This is a genomic window from Streptacidiphilus rugosus AM-16 (genome assembly GCF_000744655.1).
In the GTDB taxonomy this organism is placed as follows: domain Bacteria; phylum Actinomycetota; class Actinomycetes; order Streptomycetales; family Streptomycetaceae; genus Streptacidiphilus; species Streptacidiphilus rugosus.
The window spans coordinates 2977315-2994718 of the sequence record NZ_JQMJ01000004.1; the positions used below are offsets into that span (position 1 = coordinate 2977315).

The 17404-nt window shown below is 69.5% G+C and carries 14 protein-coding genes and 1 tRNA gene; 6 read left to right on the top strand and 9 right to left on the bottom strand.

What is annotated here, in order from left to right; translation table 11 throughout:
- Nucleotides 1-68 precede the first annotated feature (68 nt).
- Together BS83_RS22410 and BS83_RS22415 are read right to left on the bottom strand one after the other, a co-directional pair.
- Nucleotides 69-905, bottom strand: coding sequence for an ABC transporter permease (locus BS83_RS22410; RefSeq protein WP_408641030.1), 837 nt, complete (start codon nucleotides 903-905; stop codon nucleotides 69-71).
- Nucleotides 898-1707: an ABC transporter permease gene (locus tag BS83_RS22415; protein ID WP_037605356.1), complete on the bottom strand. Its 810-nt coding sequence runs from the start codon at nucleotides 1705-1707 to the stop codon at nucleotides 898-900. Before BS83_RS22415 ends, BS83_RS22410 begins: the two co-directional genes overlap by 8 nt.
- A gap of 421 nt (nucleotides 1708-2128) precedes the next feature.
- Here BS83_RS22415 and BS83_RS22420 point away from each other — a divergent pair, with 421 nt between their 5' ends.
- A complete protein-coding gene (locus tag BS83_RS22420) occupies nucleotides 2129-4471 on the top strand; it encodes a transglycosylase domain-containing protein (RefSeq protein ID WP_051943626.1) in 2343 nt (780 codons plus the stop codon).
- An 82-nt stretch (nucleotides 4472-4553) separates the two neighbouring features.
- Here the strand turns inward: BS83_RS22420 and lpdA are convergent, their stop codons facing one another.
- Together lpdA and BS83_RS22430 are read right to left on the bottom strand one after the other, a co-directional pair.
- The gene (gene lpdA / locus BS83_RS22425; RefSeq protein WP_037605358.1) at nucleotides 4554-5957 is read right to left on the bottom strand and encodes a dihydrolipoyl dehydrogenase; all 1404 of its coding nucleotides are present in this window, start codon (nucleotides 5955-5957) and stop codon (nucleotides 4554-4556) included.
- Nucleotides 5958-6252: 295 nt separating this feature from the next.
- A complete protein-coding gene (locus BS83_RS22430) occupies nucleotides 6253-7890 on the bottom strand; it encodes an MFS transporter (RefSeq protein WP_037605359.1) in 1638 nt (545 codons plus the stop codon).
- 237 nt (nucleotides 7891-8127) lie between these two features.
- On the opposite strand from BS83_RS22430, the gene BS83_RS22435 reads away from it, so the two are divergent.
- Nucleotides 8128-8823 (top strand): hypothetical protein, encoded by a 696-nt coding sequence (locus tag BS83_RS22435; protein ID WP_037605360.1) that lies wholly within the window; start codon nucleotides 8128-8130, stop codon nucleotides 8821-8823.
- Between the two features lie 69 nt (nucleotides 8824-8892).
- Nucleotides 8893-9066 (top strand): hypothetical protein, encoded by a 174-nt coding sequence (locus BS83_RS45645; protein WP_157597281.1) that lies wholly within the window; start codon nucleotides 8893-8895, stop codon nucleotides 9064-9066.
- 76 nt (nucleotides 9067-9142) lie between these two features.
- Here the strand turns inward: BS83_RS45645 and BS83_RS22440 are convergent, their stop codons facing one another.
- The 3 genes from BS83_RS22440 to BS83_RS22450 all read right to left on the bottom strand — a co-directional run bounded on the left by BS83_RS22440 (nucleotide 9143) and on the right by BS83_RS22450 (nucleotide 11460).
- Entirely contained in the window at nucleotides 9143-9448 is a 306-nt protein-coding gene (locus BS83_RS22440) for a GroES family chaperonin (protein WP_084715043.1), read from the bottom strand.
- A 78-nt stretch (nucleotides 9449-9526) separates the two neighbouring features.
- The gene (locus BS83_RS22445; RefSeq protein ID WP_037600757.1) at nucleotides 9527-10981 is read right to left on the bottom strand and encodes an NF041680 family putative transposase; all 1455 of its coding nucleotides are present in this window, start codon (nucleotides 10979-10981) and stop codon (nucleotides 9527-9529) included.
- Nucleotides 10982-11118: 137 nt separating this feature from the next.
- The gene (locus tag BS83_RS22450) at nucleotides 11119-11460 is read right to left on the bottom strand and encodes a DUF3618 domain-containing protein (protein ID WP_037605362.1); all 342 of its coding nucleotides are present in this window, start codon (nucleotides 11458-11460) and stop codon (nucleotides 11119-11121) included.
- 144 nt (nucleotides 11461-11604) lie between these two features.
- On the opposite strand from BS83_RS22450, the gene bcp reads away from it, so the two are divergent.
- Nucleotides 11605-12072, top strand: coding sequence for a thioredoxin-dependent thiol peroxidase (bcp, locus tag BS83_RS22455; protein ID WP_037605363.1), 468 nt, complete (start codon nucleotides 11605-11607; stop codon nucleotides 12070-12072).
- Nucleotides 12073-12145: 73 nt separating this feature from the next.
- On the opposite strand, the gene BS83_RS22460 is transcribed toward bcp, so the two are convergent.
- Nucleotides 12146-14509: a glycosyl hydrolase family 18 protein gene (locus tag BS83_RS22460; RefSeq protein WP_051943629.1), complete on the bottom strand. Its 2364-nt coding sequence runs from the start codon at nucleotides 14507-14509 to the stop codon at nucleotides 12146-12148.
- Between the two features lie 125 nt (nucleotides 14510-14634).
- Nucleotides 14635-16194 carry a carbohydrate binding domain-containing protein gene (locus tag BS83_RS22465; RefSeq protein WP_037605364.1) on the bottom strand — a complete coding sequence of 520 codons (1560 nt, stop codon included), beginning with the start codon at nucleotides 16192-16194 and terminating at the stop codon, nucleotides 14635-14637.
- Between the two features lie 761 nt (nucleotides 16195-16955).
- Here BS83_RS22465 and BS83_RS47715 point away from each other — a divergent pair.
- Together BS83_RS47715 and BS83_RS22475 are read left to right on the top strand one after the other, a co-directional pair.
- Complete coding sequence (locus tag BS83_RS47715) at nucleotides 16956-17261, top strand: HNH endonuclease signature motif containing protein (RefSeq protein WP_232248454.1); 306 nt, start codon at nucleotides 16956-16958, stop codon at nucleotides 17259-17261.
- Nucleotides 17262-17278: 17 nt separating this feature from the next.
- Nucleotides 17279-17365: transfer RNA gene (locus BS83_RS22475), tRNA-Leu, on the top strand.
- Nucleotides 17366-17404: the final 39 nt, after the last annotated feature.

A 17404-nucleotide genomic window follows, 5' to 3' on the forward strand; every position in this document is an offset into this window, starting at 1 on the left:
GAATCTGCCCCTTCGGTCAGTGCGTGTCAGTGCGTGTCGGTGCGTGTCGGTGCGTGCCGGGTGGACGGTCAACTGCCGGTACTGCGGTAGGAGCGGATGCCGGCCCGCCAGAGCAGCCCGGCCGCGGCCACGCAGGCGAGCGCGGCCAGAGGCGCGGCGAAGCGGAACCAGCCGGGGAGCCCGAGCGGGTCGGACCGGCCGAGCACGTAGAGCGCGGGCAGCCAGTTGACGAAGGCCAGCGGCACGCCGTAGACGGTGCCGCGGACGATGTCCTTGGCGAAGACCGTCGGCGGGTACTGGAGCATGGTCGCCCCGCCGTAGGTGAAGGAGTTCTGCACCTCCGCCGCGTCCGCGACGAAGAACTGGAAGGCCGAGCCGCCGACGAAGACCGCCCCGAAGATGACCGTCCCGCAGAGCACCAGCGAGACCATGACCAGCAGCTTCTCCGGCGTCCACGCCAGCCCCAGGTGCGCCAGCGACCAGCCCAGCACCGCGCCGGACTGGACGACCCTGCCGAGCCTGCGCAGCGCGAAGCGGTCGGCCGCGAGCTGGGCCAGCGCGGGGACCGGGCGGACCAGGACGGTGTCGATCGAGCCGTCGCGCACCCGCACGCCGAGCTGGTCCATGCTGCCGACCAGCAGGTCGGCGAGCCCGAGGGTGATCCCCGAGGTGCCGTAGAGGAAGGCGACCTGCGGCAGCGTCCAGCCGCCGAGCGCCCCGGTGTGCAGGAAGATCACCGCGATGACGACGAAGTCCATCACCGAGGCGGCCATGTTGCCGAACGTGGTCATCCAGAAGGAGGCGGGATAGGCGAGCGCCGCCCTGGTCCACATCCGGACGATCAGTCCGTAGGCGCGCAGCGACCGCAGCACGGTCACCGTCGCGGAGCCGGCCGGGTCAGCCACCCTGGACCACCACCTTGAGCACCGCGCGCCCCTGCACCAGCCGGCCGGCCCCGAGCAGCACCACGGCCCAGGCGAGCTGGACCCCGAGCGCGGCGAGGGCGCCGGGGGCGTCGTAGCGCTGCAGGAAGAGGTCGGCCGGCACCTGGAACACCGCCACGAAGGGCAGCACCCCGGCGAGCCCCTCCAGCAGGGGCGGGAAGAGCGTGATCGGCAGGAAGAAGCCGCCGAAGAAGGAGCAGAACAGGTAGTAGACCAACTGCACGCCGCGGACGTCGAGCAGCCAGAACGCGGTCAGCGCGACCAGGTAGCGCAGCGCGAAGCTGACCACGGCGGCCAGCGCCAGGGAGAGGGCGAAGGCCGCCCAGACGCCGGCCTCCTGCACCGCGCCTCCCTGCGGCAGTCGGAGGTGGAAGCAGAGCGCGCCGGTCAGCATCGGCACGAGGCCGTTGGCGAACAGCTGGTAGCCGGCCCGGCCCAGGTCGACCGAGAGCCACCAGCCCTGCAGGTCGACCGGCCGGAACAGGTCGACGGCGACGTCGCCGTTGGTGATGCGGTTCTGCAGGTCGTCCAGCGCGCCCTGACCGCCCACGGCGATGAAGGCGAACATGGCCTGGCCGATCCAGACGTAGGTGAGCGCGGCGGACAGGTCGTAGCCGCCCAGGTGCGGGCGGACCTGCCAGAGCGCCTGGTAGGTGTAGGCGATGATGAAGCCGAAGGCGGTGTTGGTGACGACCCGGGCCCAGGTGGCGGCGCGGTAGGTCGCGTAGCGCCGGAAACTGCGGGCACAGACTGCGGCGTACATCACACTCCTCTCTGTGCGGTCCAGTGACGCGTTCCTCTGCCGTTCCTGTGCGAGACCTCACGAAGGCGTCAAATGTCGACATGTCGACAGCCATGACGACGGGCGCCCACCGCCGTGCGGGAACGCCGAAAAGGCCCCGTCCGCCGACACCCGGGGGGTGTCGCGAAGGGGCTCTCGCCATCGCTCTTCGATTGTGGTCCAGCTGTGGAACTGCTCTCACAGGGTAGCCGAACGGCTCCTTGCAGTGTCACAGCCCCGCCACAAAAGAGCGACGTGACCCCCAGTCTGTTCGCCCGCGCCTTATCGTTCCGGCAAAGTAGACGGGAATGCCCCGTTTGGGGCGTTTAACGATCATGCAGACGAGGCGGGACACGACCTCGGTCCAGCAGTTCAGCGGTACAGAAGGCGGAGCACCACCGGCATGGGCAAGAGCAGCAGCGGGCGCGGCATGGACGATCCCGACAGCCTCGCCAACCCCATGGACCGCGCCACGCTGGAGGCGGAGGACCGGGCCGAAGGAGGCGGAATGGGCGCCAGCGGGCGCGATCGGCGTCAGGCCAAGAAGGCGGCACGCACGGCGAGGCGTGCGGCGCTGCCGTGGTACCGCCGGATCATCCCGACCTGGCGGATGACCGTCGGCACGCTGCTCACCGTCGTCGCGCTGGGCATGACCGCCTTCGTCGGCATCTACCTGAACGTCGAGCCGCCGAACGCCAACGCCGCCGCGATCGCCCAGGCGAACATCTACTACTACGACGACGGCAAGACGGTGATCGGCCAGACCGGCACGATGAACCGGACCATCGTCCCGATCAGCCAGATCTCCCTGGACATGCAGCACGCGGCGGTCTCCGCCGAGGACCGCACCTTCTACTCCAACCAGGGGATCAGCCTCACCGGCATGGTCCGCGCCGGCTGGGACACCCTGAACGGGAACGGCGTCCAGGGCGGCTCGACGATCACCCAGCAGTACGTGAAGAACTACTACCTGAACCAGAACCAGACGGTGACGCGTAAGGCCAAGGAGTTCTTCATCGCGCTGAAGGTGGACCGGACCGAGAGCAAGCCGGACATCCTGGCCGGCTACCTGAACACCTCCTACTTCGGCCGCAACGCCTACGGCGTCCAGGCGGCCGCACAGGCCTACTTCGGCATCAACGCCGCGCAGCTCAACGCCGAGCAGAGCGCCTACCTGGCGGCGCTGCTGCAGGCCCCGAGCGCCTACGACGTCGCCACCGCGACCGCCGCCGGCAAGCAGGCCGCGACCGACCGCTGGAACTACGTGCTGGACGGCATGGCCAAGCTCGGCTACCTGACCCCCGAGCAGCGGGCCGCGGCCAAGTTCCCGACGGTGAAGCCGAAGGCGCACGTCAAGGGCCTGGACGGGCAGGCCGGCTACATGATCGACATCGCGGTGAACTACCTGGTCAGCAATCACGTGGTAACCAGGGACGAGCTGGCCCAGGGCGGCTGGAAGATCGTCACCACCTTCTCCAGGACCGACCAGAACGCGCTGGCCGACTCGGTGAAGACCCAGCTGCACGACCAGCTGCCGAACACCGCGGCGGCCAAGCAGATCCGCGCCGCCGCGGCGTCGGTCGACCCGAAGACGGGCAAGGTCGTGGCCGCGTACGGCGGTCCCGACTACGCCACCCAGGAGTACAACGACGCGCTGCGCAGGGACATCCAGATCGGCTCGACCTTCAAGGCGATCGACCTGGCGGCGGCGCTGCAGAACGGCTCCACGACCCAGGACGGCACGCCGATCACCCCGAACACGCTCTACGACGGCACCAGCCGCCGTCAGGTCGTCGGCCTGCCCTCCAACGTGTCCTCGTACAACCCTCCCAACGAGGACGACATGAACTACGGGTCGATCAGCGTCACCCGGGCCATGGCCAAGTCGGTCAACTCCGTCTTCGCGCAGATGGCCGCCGACGTCGGGCTGGACAAGGTGCGGCAGGCGGCGCTCGCGGCCGGGCTGCCCGCGGACACCCCGGACCTGAGCGCGAGCAACCCGGCCCTCGCGCTCGGCATCGCCACGCCCAACGCGATCCAGCTGGCGGGTGCGTACGCGACCTTCGCCAACCACGGCATGCAGATCACCCCGTGGTCGGTGCAGTCGGTCACCCACGACGGCGAGAGCCGCACACTGCCGAAGCACGACGCGGTCAAGGCCTTCGACCGGGCCGTCGCGGACACCGTGACCGAGGTGCTGCAGGGCGTCATCCAGAACGGCACCGGCTACAACGCCCAGGCCCTCGGCCGCGACGCGGCGGGCAAGACCGGTACCACGGACAGCAACAAGTCCGCCTGGTTCGCCGGCTACACGCCGCAGCTGTCCACGGCGGTCGGCCTCTTCGCCCAGGACGCCAAGAACAACCGGGTCAGCCTGGGCACGGCCGCCGGGCTCACCCGCATCAACGGCGGCGCGTTCCCGACGCAGATCTGGACCGACTACATGACGCAGGCGCTCGCGAACCAGCCGGACGCGAGCTTCGACCTGCAGACGGGCGACTGGACCACCGCCGCGCCGGCGACCCCCACCCCCACGCCGAGCACCTCGAACTCGCCGACCACCACCCCGACGGCCCCGGTCCCGACCCCGTCGACGCAGACGCAGCCGACCCCGACGTACACCCCGCCGGTGGTGCCGACGCCCACGCCGACGCAGACCACCACCAACCCGACGCCGACGCAGACGACGCCCACCAGGCCGACGCCGACGCGTCAGATCACCCCACCGGTGACGCTTCCGCAGTGACAGAAGGCGGCGGGGCCCGGGGCTGCTGCCCCGGGCCCCGCCGCCTTCTGTCCCGCCGGTCCCTCGCTCGCCGAACCGCGGCTCAGAAGTTGATCATGTGCCCGGCCAGGCCGTGGATGGCCTCCTTGACCGCCTCGCCCAGCGTCGGGTGCGCGTGCACGTTGCGGGCGACCTCGGTGACCGTCAGGTCCCACTGCTGAGCCAGGGTCAGCTCCGGCAGCAGCTCGGTGACGTCCGGGCCGATCAGGTGGGCGCCGAGCAGTTCGCCGTACTTCGCGTCAGCGATGATCTTGACGAAGCCGCCGGGCTCGCCGATGCCGTGCGCCTTGCCGTTGGCCGTGAAGGGGAACTTGGCGACCTTGACGTCGAAGCCCTTCTCGCGGGCCTGCGCCTCGGTCCAGCCGAAGCTGGCGATCTGCGGCTGGCAGTAGGTCGCCCGCGGGATCATCACGTAGTCGAGCTCCATCGTCTCCTCGTCGGCGATGGTCTCGGCGGCGATGACGCCCATGGACTCTGCGGCGTGGGCGAGCATCAGCTTCGCCGTGACGTCACCGATCGCATAGATGTGCGGGACGCTGGTGCGGCAGCGCGCGTCGACGTCGATCGCGCCGCGCTCGGTCAGCCGCACGCCGGTGTTCTCCAGGCCGTAGCCGGTGACGCGCGGCGCGAAGCCGATCGCCTGGAGCACCTTGTCGGCCTCCAGCACCTGCTGCGCGCCGTCCTTGCCGGTGACCGTGACGCGGACCTTCGCGCCGCTGTCGTCGATCGAGTCGACCCGGGTCGAGGTCAGCACGTTCACGCCCAGCTTGCGGTAGCGCTTGGCGAGCTCGGCGGAGACCTCGGCGTCCTCCAGCGGCACCATCCGGTCGAGGAACTCGACGATGGTGACCTTCACGCCGTAGTTGTGCAGCACGTAGGCGAACTCGACGCCGATCGCGCCGGCGCCCGCGATGATGATGCTCTCCGGCAGCGTGTCGGCGAGGATCTGCTCCTCGTAGGTGACCACGCGGTCGCTCAGCTGTGTTCCCGGCAGCAGACGGGTCGTCGCGCCGGAGGCGATGATGCAGTGGTCGAAGGTGATCGTCTCGGTGCCGCCCTCGACCAGCGCCACCTGCAGCGTGTTCGCGTCGGTGAAGTGGCCCCGGCCCTGGAACTGCCTGATCTTGTTCTTCTTCATCAGGAAGTGGACGCCCTTGACCCGGCCGTCCGCGACCTGACGGCTGCGCTCGAACGCCGCCTTGTAGTCGAAGGTGACCTGCCCCTCGACCCGGATGCCGAAGGTGTCCGCCTCCTGGGTGAACAGGTGCGCGAGCTCGGCGTTGCGCAGCAGCGCCTTGGAGGGAATGCAGCCCACGTTGAGGCACACCCCGCCCCAGTACTTCTCCTCCACGATCGCCGTCGTCAGGCCCAGCTGCGCGGACCGGATCGCGGCCACGTAACCGCCGGGGCCTGCCCCCAGCACCACCACGTCAAAGTGCTCACTCATGCCCCGGACTCTACGCCGAACCCGCTCCCCCCACCCGACCTGCCGGGTGTTGCCTGGACCACTCCCAAGCCCACTCCCACGCCCACTCCCACGCCTTCGGCCTCGCTCGGCGCAGCACGTCCCTCGTCCACCCGGCCGGATCGGCCCCGAGCGGGTGCGGCCCGGCCAGAAGGCGCGCAGCCAGGCGGCCCGCGAACTCGGCGTTATGGTCTTCTCGTGACACGGCAGCACCTCCTTTCCCGCCCGGCCTCACGCAGCGGCGCTCGGGATGCTTGCAGGCGACTTTCCCCGGACGTCAGTCGCCGGGGCGCCGCGCGGTTCCGGGCTGCGTCGCCGGAATGCGCTGGAGGAAGAAGAGTCCGACGAGCCCGGCCAGGGCGAGGATGGCGAGGGCGACCTTGAGACCGTCGATGCGGGCGTCGGCGTTGGCGTCCAGCGCCGCCTGACTCACCTCCGAGTTCACGCCGGACTTGTCGAGCGCGGCCTGGAGCTGGGCGTCCGAGACGAACGGGACGCCGGCGGAGAGCTGCACGCTGGCCTGGCTCTTGACCTCGGCGGGGATCGCCTGGCTCTGCTCCACGTTGCTCAGGAACGACGAGGTCAGCACCGCGATCATGACCGACCCTGCAAGCGCCGTGCCGATGGAGGCGCCGAGGTTGGTGACGGTGTTCTGGATGCCCCCGACGTCCGCGCTCTGCTCGTCGGGGACGGCCGAGACCGTCACCGCGCCGAGCTGAGACGCGAGCGCGCCCATGCCCAGGCCGATCAGCAGCAGCGGAACCGTGGTGACCTCCGCCCCCGAGCTGGTGTCCAGGGCCGCCATCAGGACCAAGGCACCGGTGATCATCGCCAGCAGACCGAGCCGCACGACGGCCCGTGGGGACACGTCCGGCAGCAGGCGCGGGATCCCGATCGCCGCCGCGAGCAACGTCAGCGACAACGGCAGGATCCGGACGCCCGTGTCGAGCGCGGAGAGGCCGAGCGCGACGGACAGGTACAGCGGGACGACGAAGAAGACGCCCATCTGGATCAGGTACTGGAAGAAGAACATCGTCAGGCCGCCCGAGAGCTGCCGGTTGTGCAGCATGTCCAGGTCCACCAGGGGCTCCCGGCCCTGCTTCGTCAGCCTGGCCTCCCAGCGGAAGAACAGCCACATCACCAGCAGCCCGGCCAGCATCAGCCAGACGACCGGTGACAGGCCGAACCAGGAGGGCCGGCCCGGCTTCGGAGCGAACCACCCCCACTCGTCCGAGCGGAGCACGCCGTAGACGAAGCCGCCGAGACCGAGCGCCGACAGCACGGCGCCCACGACATCGACCCGAGGACGCCGGTCCGGCGCCGCGTCGGCCACCCGGCGCGCGAGCACCAGGATGCCGAGAACCATCACGACCTCTCCCGCGAAGACCCAGCGCCAGGAGAAGTAGGTCGTGGCGATCCCACCGATGAGCGGCCCGAGCCCGATCGCGACCGCTCCGGCGGCCGCGACCAGCCCGTATGCGGCCGGGCGCTGTCGCTCCGCGAAGTTGCCCGCGACCAGGGCGACGATCGCCGGCAGGATCAGGGCCGCGCCGACTCCCTCCAGGAACGACCAGCCCAGCAGGAGCACCGGCAGGTTCGGCGCGAGCGCCGTGGTGAGCGAGCCGCAGCCGTAGACGACGCACCCGATCATGAAGGCCCGCCTGCGGCCGATGATGGCGCCGACCTTGCCGCCGGGGATCATCAGCACGGCCATCACCAGCGTGTACGCCGTGATCGCTCCCTGGATGCCGGTCACCGAGGTGCCGACGTCCTTCGCCACCGTCGCGATCGACACGTTCATCACGGAGCTGTCGAGCGCCATCAGGAACTGCCCGGATGCGAGCGTCAGAAGGACGAGCCTCGCAGCGCCGGCCGTCGCCGACCGGCCTTTCGCATCGCCGCCACTCTCAGCCATGCCGCATTCTCACCCCGGGGCGTCACCACCAGGGTCCGCCCCGCCGAGGCGAGCGCAAACCCGGCCCCCGGACACCCGAACGGCGGGAACGCCCGGACTGACTGGCGGCGGGTAACCCGGAATGTCACGCTTATACCGTCCTTATCACAGCAGGTGCCAGACCGCATGCCGTCTCCGCCCGAGGCCCCGCACGCCTCCGCGAGTCACGACCTACGGCAGCATGAAAGGGAGGTCACCATGAGCAACGAACGCATGGCGCGCTGGATGGGTCCGCTCGCACTCGCGTTCCTGGTCTCCATCGTTCTGGGCTTCTTCGTCTTCGCCCCCAGCCCGCCGAACCAGAACGCCTCGGCCGCCTCGGTCATCGCCTACTACCAGCTCCACGGGACCGCGGCGCTCGCCAGTATCTACGTCATCGGGGTCGGGCTGGCCCTGCTGACCTTCTTCGTCAGCGCCCTGCGGATCGCCCTCACCGGGACCGGCGGCGGCCACGACTGGATGGCCACCACCGCCTTCGCGGGCGGCATCCTGTTCATCGGCGCGTTCGCCGTCAACGGGGTCCTGCACTACGCCCTGATCCAGGCCGCCCACAACGGCCGCGCCGACATGGTGCGGACCTTGAACTTCCTCGACCAGAACAACCAGATCGCGGTCTTCCTCGGCATCTCCGTGCTGGCACTGGCCACCGGCGCGGCCGTCCTGACCGAGGCGTCCCTGCCCGCCTGGCTCGGCTGGGTCTCGATCGTCATCGGTGTGCTCCCGGTCATCGGCGGGCTCGGCTTCATCGCGCTCCTGGCCCTGCCGGTCTGGATGACCGTCCTCGGCTTCATGCTCGGCAACCGGGCCACGAAGACCGCCCCCGAAGGCGCCGCACCTCCGGTGCCCCGGACGACGACACCCACCCACCGCAGACTCACCCTCCGGCACCACTGAACACCGGCCGGACACCGACCGACCATCACGAACGACCCAAGCTCTACGGTCACCTTCAACCGGCGTGGCATGAGCGACCCGTCAGGTGCGACGTTCGATCCGGACCACGGCTCCATCGCCCCGGGGCACACCTCCGAACCGATCACCGTCACGGATCCGTTCATCTGCCCGATCGCTCTGATCTTCCAGGACGACGATCGGCATCTGCAGGTCACCTACCGCTACGACGATCCGTGCAAATGACGTGACAGCTCCAGGAAGTGGGTGGCCCCGATGAGTTCCGGGACCGCCCACGTGGCAGGAGGACGACGCCCGCTCGTTACAGGTAGAGCCCCGTGCTGGTGCCGTCCGCGTCGCTCACCCGTTCGGAGGCGACCGCGTGGATGTCGCGTTCGCGCAGCAGGACGTAGATCATGCCGCGGACCTCGACCTCCGCGCGGTCCTCCGGGTCGTACAGGACCCGGTCCCCCGGCTCGATGCTGCGCACGTTCTGCCCGACAGCCACGGCCTCGGCCCACGCGCATCTCTTGGAGAGCTCCGCCGTGGCCGGGATGAGGATGCCGCCGGTCGAGCGGCGGTCGCCCTCCGGGCCCTCGGTGCGCACCAGGACCCGGTCGTGGAGCATCCGGATGGGCAGCTTCTCGCCGAAGGAGTCGTGCTTCTTGGTCTGGTCCGCGTTCACGCAGAAACCTTAGCTTGATCTTTAACCGGCGGCCGTTTGTTTCGCGAGATGAGCCTCGAGCGTGAGTTCGCGTTTTACGGTCTTCCCGACGTCGTAGCGGGGTGCTGGCCTGCGGTTCTTTGAGCCCGGCGGGCGCCCCGGGCCGGGGCGTGTCGGTTGCGGCACACCCGCCGGAGAGACGGTCTTCGCGTGGATGTGGCGGAACCCGCGTCGGACCCGGGCTGGCGTGAGCCTGTTCGGCGGCGCCGGCCGCTCCCAGGGGCGTCGTAGGTCGGCTGCGAGGGGGCGGGCCAGGCGGAGCTGGGTGTAGGCGACGATGACCAGCCAGGTCCACAGGTCTGCGCCGTCGGGGTGTCGGATCTTGGGTGCGGTCCAGCCCAAGGTCTGTTTCAGGAAGCGGAAGGTGTGTTCAAGATCGAATCTGCGCAAGAACGCCTGCCACCGCACATCCATCTCCGCGCTGGTCAGGGCGGCTGCCGAGGACCACAGCCACAGCGGCTTGGCCTCTCGTTCACCGGGCAGGCGCTCGACCTGCAGTCGGATCAACGTGCCGTGCAGCACGGGGAGTTCGGCGTCGGTGTACTCCAACCATGGTCCGCGACGCTGCAGCCGGGGGTGCATGTGATCCCACGCCAGCGCCTCGGCCTTGCCGTAGCGGGTGGTCTCGGTCCGGCTGGTGGCATCGGGAGTGTGCCAGGTCTCGGGGCGGGCGAAGGTGAGCACGCCGCCGTGGCGGCGCGGACGCCCGCCGCGGGCGGTGGAGCGGGGCGGGCCCGGATCGCGAAGCATGACGCGGTCCGAGCGCAGCCGCACCACGATCTCCACCGGCAGATCCGCCAGCACGTGGGCCAGGCGTGCGCCGTCGTAGCCGGCGTCCATGACGATCAAGATGTCCCCTTCGGTCTCCTTCCAGTGGCCAGCGGCAATCAACCGCTCGACAACGTCGCGTAGTTGGGTGGCAGTGACGGCGGTGGCGTCGTCGGCAGGCCCCAGGCGCACTGCGTCCAGCAGGGCGACCCAGGAGGTCCGCCCGCGCTCCACCGCTGCGACGAAGGAGTAGGGCCAGCCCGGCACGAACTGGTCACTGGCCCGGCCGCCCCGGCCGTAGCAGTGGCAGAACAGCCGATCGCTGCTGGTGGGGGCGTCGGGCCGCAGCCAGTTGGACACGTCCACAGCCAGCACGATCCGCCCGTCGGCCGCCCTCGGCAGCGGCAGGTTCGCGAGGGTGCGGCGCAGCCGTGTCGGCTCCAGCCAGCCCCGGTCCAGCGCGGCGTACAACGCGCCGTGCCCGCGCCGGTGCTCGACCGCCAGGCTGAGCTCGACCAGGGTCTTCACCGGACTGTCCACGCACAGCACTGCGTCGGTGAGCTCGAAGAGCGAGTCCGCACGGGCGTACAAGCAGTCGTAGAACTCAACTCGAAAGCGGGACAACAGGCCCAACGCGTCACCAGCGGACGGAACGAGGGGCAGACTCATATGCGGCGGCCGTTCTCTCGTGCTTCATGACTCGACATCTCGAAGCGTGGAGAACGGTCGCCCTCGTTGTCCCGGGAAGAACCGCAAACCAGCAGGTCGGGTGACCTGCGAGGTTAAATTTCAAGCTTAGAACGTCCCTACTTCCGCCGCCGCAGCAGGACCAGGCCGACCACCACCGCGCCGGCGACCGCCGCCACCGGCACGATCCGCTCCGGGCGCGGCCTGCCCTTCTCGTTCACGAACTGGACCCTGACCTGCTCGACGCCGCGGTTCACCGCCACGAAGGCCTTGCCGACCGTGCGGTCGACACCCGCCTTGGCCTGCGCCTTCGCCTGACCGACCAGCGTCGAGGGGTGCACCGCGACGGCCAGCTCGTCGAGCGTCGCCGCCAGCTGGGCGCGGGTGCGGACGATGTCCGCCTCGATCTGGGCCGCGCTGCGCCTGTCCCGGCTCTCGTCCCTGGTGCTGACCTCGCCCACGAGGACACCCTCTCTCGCTCGCCTGCCGACTGTTACCTCTACCGGACAGTCTGTCAGGTCGTTCACGGCTCTGCGCAGCGGCACCCCGCAGCGGCACCTCGCGTGATCACCACCCGGGCCGGGCCGGAGCGGTACCGTCGCAGCATGAGTGCCCGACTTGAGCCCGGCGACGCCGCCCCCGCCTTCACCCTGCCCGACGCCGACGGGAAGCCCGTCTCCCTGGCCGACCACCTCGGCCGCAAGGTCATCGTCTACTTCTACCCCGCCGCACTGACCCCCGGCTGCACCAAGCAGGCCTGCGACTTCACCGACAACCTCGACCTGCTGGCCGAGGCGGGCTACGACGTCATCGGCGTCTCCCCCGACAAGCCGGAGAAGCTCGGCAAGTTCCGCGAGAAGGAGCACCTCAAGGTCACCCTGGTGGCGGACCCGGAGAAGGAGGTGCTGCAGGCCTACGGGGCCTTCGGCGAGAAGACCATGTACGGCAAGACGGTGACCGGCGTGATCCGCTCCACCTTCGTCGTGGACGAGCAGGGCAAGGTCGCCCACGCGTTCTACAACGTCCGGGCGACCGGCCACGTCGCCAAGCTGATCAAGGACCTGAAGATCTGATCCGTCTGAACCGTCTGATCCGGTACGCGAAGAGGGCCCCGGCGGCTGCCGGGGCCCTCTCGCGTTCACGTGTCTACTGCATCGAGCTGTTCATGGTGTTGATCAGCGAGCCGGAGGAGTCGTCACCCTCGAAGGAGAAGGCGAAGATGCCGCCCAGGCCCTTCGTGGTGGCGTACTGGCCGCGCGCGGTGATCGCCTGCGGGGTGTCGCCGGTGAAGAAGTTCGAACCGTCGTAGATCCAGGAGCTCTGCGTGGTCGGGTCCCAGTGGACCGTGGAACCGGTGGTCAGGCCCTTCGCCACCAGCTCCTTCCAGTCGGCGATGCCCGCCTGCTGGGTGTAGGTCTGCGCCGGGCTGCCGCCGGTCGCCGACTGGTAGAGGCCGTAGTTGCTGCCCGCCGGCACGCCGGTCCAGCCCCGGAAGTAGAACGGGACGCCCAGCACCAGCTTGTTCGCCGGGAAGCCGCCGGTGATGCCGTAGGACGAGTCGCCGGTGGTGTAGTCCTTGATGGTCTCGTCGATGTTGTACTTCGCGGTGCCCGGAGCGATCGCCTTGCTCGGGTCGGACGCGGTGTCGTGCAGCGGGTCCTGGAAGTTGGTCGGACCGGTCGAGTCCCACGCGCCGTGCATGTCGTAGGTCATCAGGTCGCCGTAGTCCAGGTACTGCGAGATCGCGGCGGGCTGGATCAGCGAGATCTTGTCCTGGCCGGACGGCAGCGCCGCGGTCAGCAGGTAGTGCTTGCCGACGGTCGCGCCGTAGGCGTCCAGCTCGCTGCGGAACTCGCCCAGCAGCGCGGTGTAGTTGGCGGTGTCGGCGGCCGAGGTGTGGTTGCCGGTGTGGCCGCCCGTCGAGGCCGGGTACTCCCAGTCGATGTCGATGCCGTCGAAGAGGCCGGCCGCGGAGCCCGCGCCGCCCGAGGCGTCGCCCGAGATGTTCGTCGGCAGGTTGCCCTTGATGAACATGTCGAGGCAGGAGGAGACGAACTTCTTGCGGGACGCGTCCGTGGCGGCCACGTCGGAGAAGTACTTCGAGTAGGTCCAGCCGCCGATGGAGAGGTTGATCCGCAGGTTCGGGTACTTCGCCTTCAGCTCACGAAGCTGGTTGAAGTTGCCCTTGATCGGCTGCGACCAGCTGTCCGAGGAGCCGTCGACGGAGATGTCGCCGGTGTAGGACTTCTGGTAGTCGGCGAACGCGTCGCCCGCACCGTCACCGGCGTTCGGGTCGGACTCGTTGGTGGAGTCCGAGGCCTTGACGGTCTCGAAGCAGGTGAGGTTGGTCGGGTCGATGTTCTCGAAGGCGTAGGTGATCACCTTCATGTTCCCGGCCGCGCCGGAGGTGCCCACGTTCTTCGGGTAGTACGCGTTGCCGTAGATCGACCACTGGTCGAAGTAGGCCGACTTCATCGCACCGGACGGCATCGCGCCGGTGGTCGCCGAGACCGGGGCCGACTGGGCGGAGGAGTGGCCGTCCTTGTCGTAGCCCTGGACGGTGAAGGTGTAGGCGGTGTTCGGCAGCAGCGAGCTGACCGTGACACTGGTGCCCATCGAGGTCGCGACCAGGTTGGCGCCGTTGTAGACGTAGTAGCCGGGCACGTCGCCCGTCTGCGAGCCGTCGGTGGAGGCCGCCCAGGACAGGGTGACCGCGTTGTTGGTGACCTTGGCCGTGATCCCGGTCGGGGTGGAGACCTTGCCGTCGCCACCGGGGGCCGTGCCGCCGCCGCTGGTCGACGTCGCCGAGGGGCTGGCGGACGCGGACGCGCTGGCGCTCTGGCTCGGGCTCGCCGACGCGGACTGGGACGGGGAGGACGACGCCGAGGCCGAGGGGCTGCTGCTCGCCGAGGCGGAGGCGCTCGGGCTGGCGCTGGTCGAGGACGCGCTCGCGGACGGGCTGGAGCTCGCGCCCGCCGGGCCGGTCAGCGTGACGTCGTCGGCGTAGTAGGTGCCCTGGCCGTACCAGCCGTGCGTGTAGACCTGCACGGAGGTGGTGGACGCGCCGGTGGTGAAGGTCGTCGACAGCTGGGTGTAGCTGCTCGCGCCCGGGGTCCAGTTGCTGGCGGTGACGCCGGTGCCGGTCGCGCCGATGTAGACGTAGTTGCCCTGGACGTAGCCGGCCAGCGTGTAGGTGGTGTTCGGCAGCACCGAGACCGTCTGCGTGCACTGGGCGTCGTCACCGGCGCTGGCGGCCCCCTGGAGGGCGTGGCTGCCGCCGTGGACCGGGGTCGAGACCACCGTGTCGAGGGTCGAACAGGACCAGCCGCTGAGCGTCCCGGCCTCGAAGTCGCCGTTCGTCAGAATGTTGGTGGAGGCCGCGTCGGCCCCAGTGATGCCGGCGGCGAGCGCGAGGGATCCGGCGACCAGCGCCGTGGCGGCGGCCAGGGCGGTGCTGCGCTTCATCCTCCGCTCCGGCGTCGTCGAGACGGGCAGGGCACGCTGGTGCATGGTGCTACTCCGTGGGTTGTGGGGGTGGAGCTTGCGATCCCGTGGGGGGATTGAGGGGGTGGTGACCACCCGCGCCGGAGTGTGGGGCCTTCCGGCGCGGGTGGGTCTCTACGGCTGAGGGAGGATCAGCCGTTGTACTGGGTGAGGATCTTCGTGAAGTCGTAGGGGTTCTGGGTCACGCTGGAGCAGGCCCCGTCGGCCCAGTTGTGGACGACGCTCGGGTCGCAGGCGCGGTCGCGGTTGACGTCCCAGTAGGAGAAGGCCGCGGCGTGGTTGGCCTGGACGTAGCCGAGCAGGTCGGTGAAGGTCTGCTGGGTGTACAACTCGCTGGGCTGGTCGGTGTGACCGTTCATCAGCTGCACCGAGAGGTGCGACCAGGCGGTCGCGGCGGACCAGCCGTAGAGCGTCTGCAGCTGCTGGACGGTGTCGGCGGCGACGGTCTCGGCGGCGGCGGTCATGGTGCCGCTGTTGAGGCCGAAGTCGAAGTCCATCAGGTTGACCCGGTCGATCCTGGCGCCGTTGTTGATCGCCTGCTGGATCTCGTCGCGGCCGGTCAGCGGCAGGCCCACGGTGGTGGCCGGGATGGTGAGGGTGACCAGCAGGTTCGGGTTGGCCGCCTCCAGCTGCTTGATCGCGCCCCAGCGGACGGTCATGTTGGAGTCGAGAGCGGTGTTCTCCCAGTCGAGGTCGATCCGCTTGAGGTTGTACTTGTTGATGACCTGCTGGTACGCGGCGGCCAGCGCGGAGCTGCTGCCGCAGGACGAGCCGAGCTCGGTGCCGTTGTAGCCGCCGAAGGAGATCGCGACGTCACCGCCGGCGGCGCGGGCGGCGTTGACCATGCCCAGCACGGCCGTGTCCGAGGACACCGGGGTGGACGCGTTCCCGCCCCAGGCGGGGGTGCAGCCGCCGGAGTCGAGTACGAAGGCGAGGTTGAACTGGTTCTCGCCGGAGCCCGCGATGATGTCCGAGACGGACTGCGGCGAGTTGTCCAACGGCATGAAGTAGACGGGGTGGTGGAAGCCCGTGTCGGCCGGCGGCGTCACCGTGCTGCTCGGGCTCGGGCTGCTGGACGCGCTGGCACTGGGGCTGGGGCTCGCGCTCTGGGACGGGCTGCTGCTCGGGCTCGCGCTGGCACTGGCGCTGGCACTCGGGGACGGCGACCCGCCGCCGGGCGCGGGGCCGGTCAGCGTCAGGCTATCCGCGCCGAAGGTGCCCTGGCCGTACCAGCCGTGGACCCAGACGGTGACCGAGGTGGTGTTGGCGCCGGTGGTGAACGTCGTCGAGAGGGAGGACCAACTGGTGGCGCCGGGGGTCCAGTTGGAGGTGTCGGTGGTACCGGTGCCGGTGTCGCCGAGGTAGACGTAGTTGCCCTGGACCTGGCCGGAGAGGGTGTAGCTGGAGTTCGGCAGCACGGCGACCGTCTGCGAGCACTGCGCGTAGTCCTGGCCGGCGGGCGTCCCCGACAGTGCGTACGAGCCTGCGGCGACGGGGCTGCTCACGACCTTGTCGTCGGCGGAACAGCTCCAGCTGCTCAGCGAGCCGGACTCGAAGCCCCCGTTCACCAGCAACTGCGCGTTGGCCGCCTCGGCGGCGCCTCCGGCGAGCGCCAGCCCGCCGACCCCCAACAGCCCTGCGGTACACACCGCGAGCAGTGCCTTCACCCGTGCGGGGTTCCTGTCTTCCATGCCTGCTGCCTCCGCGAAGGGACGTCATCGTTGTACGCCGGCAATAACCCGTGCAGATCCACGCCACCCGCCTCCCCGGGCCCCACACGAACTCCCGGGTAACGGTTGCGCATGGCATAAATTGGCCTGGACCAACCCTCAGCGTCAAGACCCCATTTGGCAACGTGTCACTTAAGAGCGCTTAAGGTTCACCGAACTGCCAGCTCGGAGGCATGGTGGCCAATACTGGCCTAGTCCTATTGGTCTCAACCACATGCATCCGGAACCCTTGACGCCACATGTGACGCAGGCCACACTGGGCCGCACGTGACACATCCGCTCCGCCCTCGTTGATCCGTACGAGAACGGAATGGGGGGCCATGCCGAACGAGCCGACGTACACACGCGAACTTCTGACCGCGCTTGCCGCCGAGGGCGGCTCGCTGGACGACATGCTGCGGCGCGCCGGGCGCGAGCCCACGCGCTACACCCGCCGGTATCTCAGACAACGACTCATCGCGCACGGGCTGGCGATCCCCGAACCGCGGAGCTCCCCGTCTACACACCCGAGGTTCTCGCCGAGGCGGTCGCCGCGTCCGTCAGCTACGCGGGGGTGGTCCGGCACCTGCGGGTGCGCCTGGCGGGCGGCACCCACGCGCACATCGCCCGGCGCATCAGGGCCTTCGGAATCGACACCAGCCACTTCACCGGGCAGGCGCACAACAAGGGCGCCCGACGTCCGAGACTCGCCCCCGCGGAGGTGCTGACCAGTCGGCCCGCGGATGCGAAGCGCGTCCCCGGCAAGCGCCTGCGACAGGCGCTCTGCGCACTCGGAAGAGCCCGATGTCTGCGTGGGCTGCGGCACGAGCCCGAGCTGGCACGGCAGGGAGCTGAGCCTCGAGGTCGACCACATCAACGGCGACTGGTCCGACAACCGCCGCGAGAACTTGCGCATCCTCTGTCCGAACTGCCATGCCACCACCGACACATACTGTGGTCGGAACAAGGGGCGGAAAGACAGCGGCCGGGCGCGGGACGCCGCGCCACCGCGGCCCGTCAACCCTGGCGACGAGCAGCCACGCTCTTGAGTACGATGGCTCTGCACGCGGCTGTGGCGAAGTAGGCATACGCGCCAGACTTAGGATCTGGTGGTGGAGACACCGTGAGGGTTCGAATCCCTTCAGCCGCACCAGGTCCCTGCCTTGGAAACGACGGCCCGCCCCGAGTGATC

Coding starts and splice junctions, on each gene's coding strand:
- BS83_RS22415 (WP_037605356.1), bottom strand. CDS start 1,707: ATGTACGCCGCAGTCTGTGCCCGCAGTTTCCGGCGCTACGCGACCTAC.
- BS83_RS22420 (WP_051943626.1), top strand. CDS start 2,129: ATGGGCAAGAGCAGCAGCGGGCGCGGCATGGACGATCCCGACAGCCTC.
- lpdA (WP_037605358.1), bottom strand. CDS start 5,957: ATGAGTGAGCACTTTGACGTGGTGGTGCTGGGGGCAGGCCCCGGCGGT.
- BS83_RS22430 (WP_037605359.1), bottom strand. CDS start 7,890: ATGGCTGAGAGTGGCGGCGATGCGAAAGGCCGGTCGGCGACGGCCGGC.
- BS83_RS22435 (WP_037605360.1), top strand. CDS start 8,128: ATGAGCAACGAACGCATGGCGCGCTGGATGGGTCCGCTCGCACTCGCG.
- BS83_RS45645 (WP_157597281.1), top strand. CDS start 8,893: ATGAGCGACCCGTCAGGTGCGACGTTCGATCCGGACCACGGCTCCATC.
- BS83_RS22440 (WP_084715043.1), bottom strand. CDS start 9,448: ATGCTCCACGACCGGGTCCTGGTGCGCACCGAGGGCCCGGAGGGCGAC.
- BS83_RS22445 (WP_037600757.1), bottom strand. CDS start 10,981: ATGAGTCTGCCCCTCGTTCCGTCCGCTGGTGACGCGTTGGGCCTGTTG.
- bcp (WP_037605363.1), top strand. CDS start 11,605: ATGAGTGCCCGACTTGAGCCCGGCGACGCCGCCCCCGCCTTCACCCTG.
- BS83_RS22460 (WP_051943629.1), bottom strand. CDS start 14,509: ATGCACCAGCGTGCCCTGCCCGTCTCGACGACGCCGGAGCGGAGGATG.
- BS83_RS22465 (WP_037605364.1), bottom strand. CDS start 16,194: ATGGAAGACAGGAACCCCGCACGGGTGAAGGCACTGCTCGCGGTGTGT.
- BS83_RS47715 (WP_232248454.1), top strand. CDS start 16,956: ATGCGAAGCGCGTCCCCGGCAAGCGCCTGCGACAGGCGCTCTGCGCAC.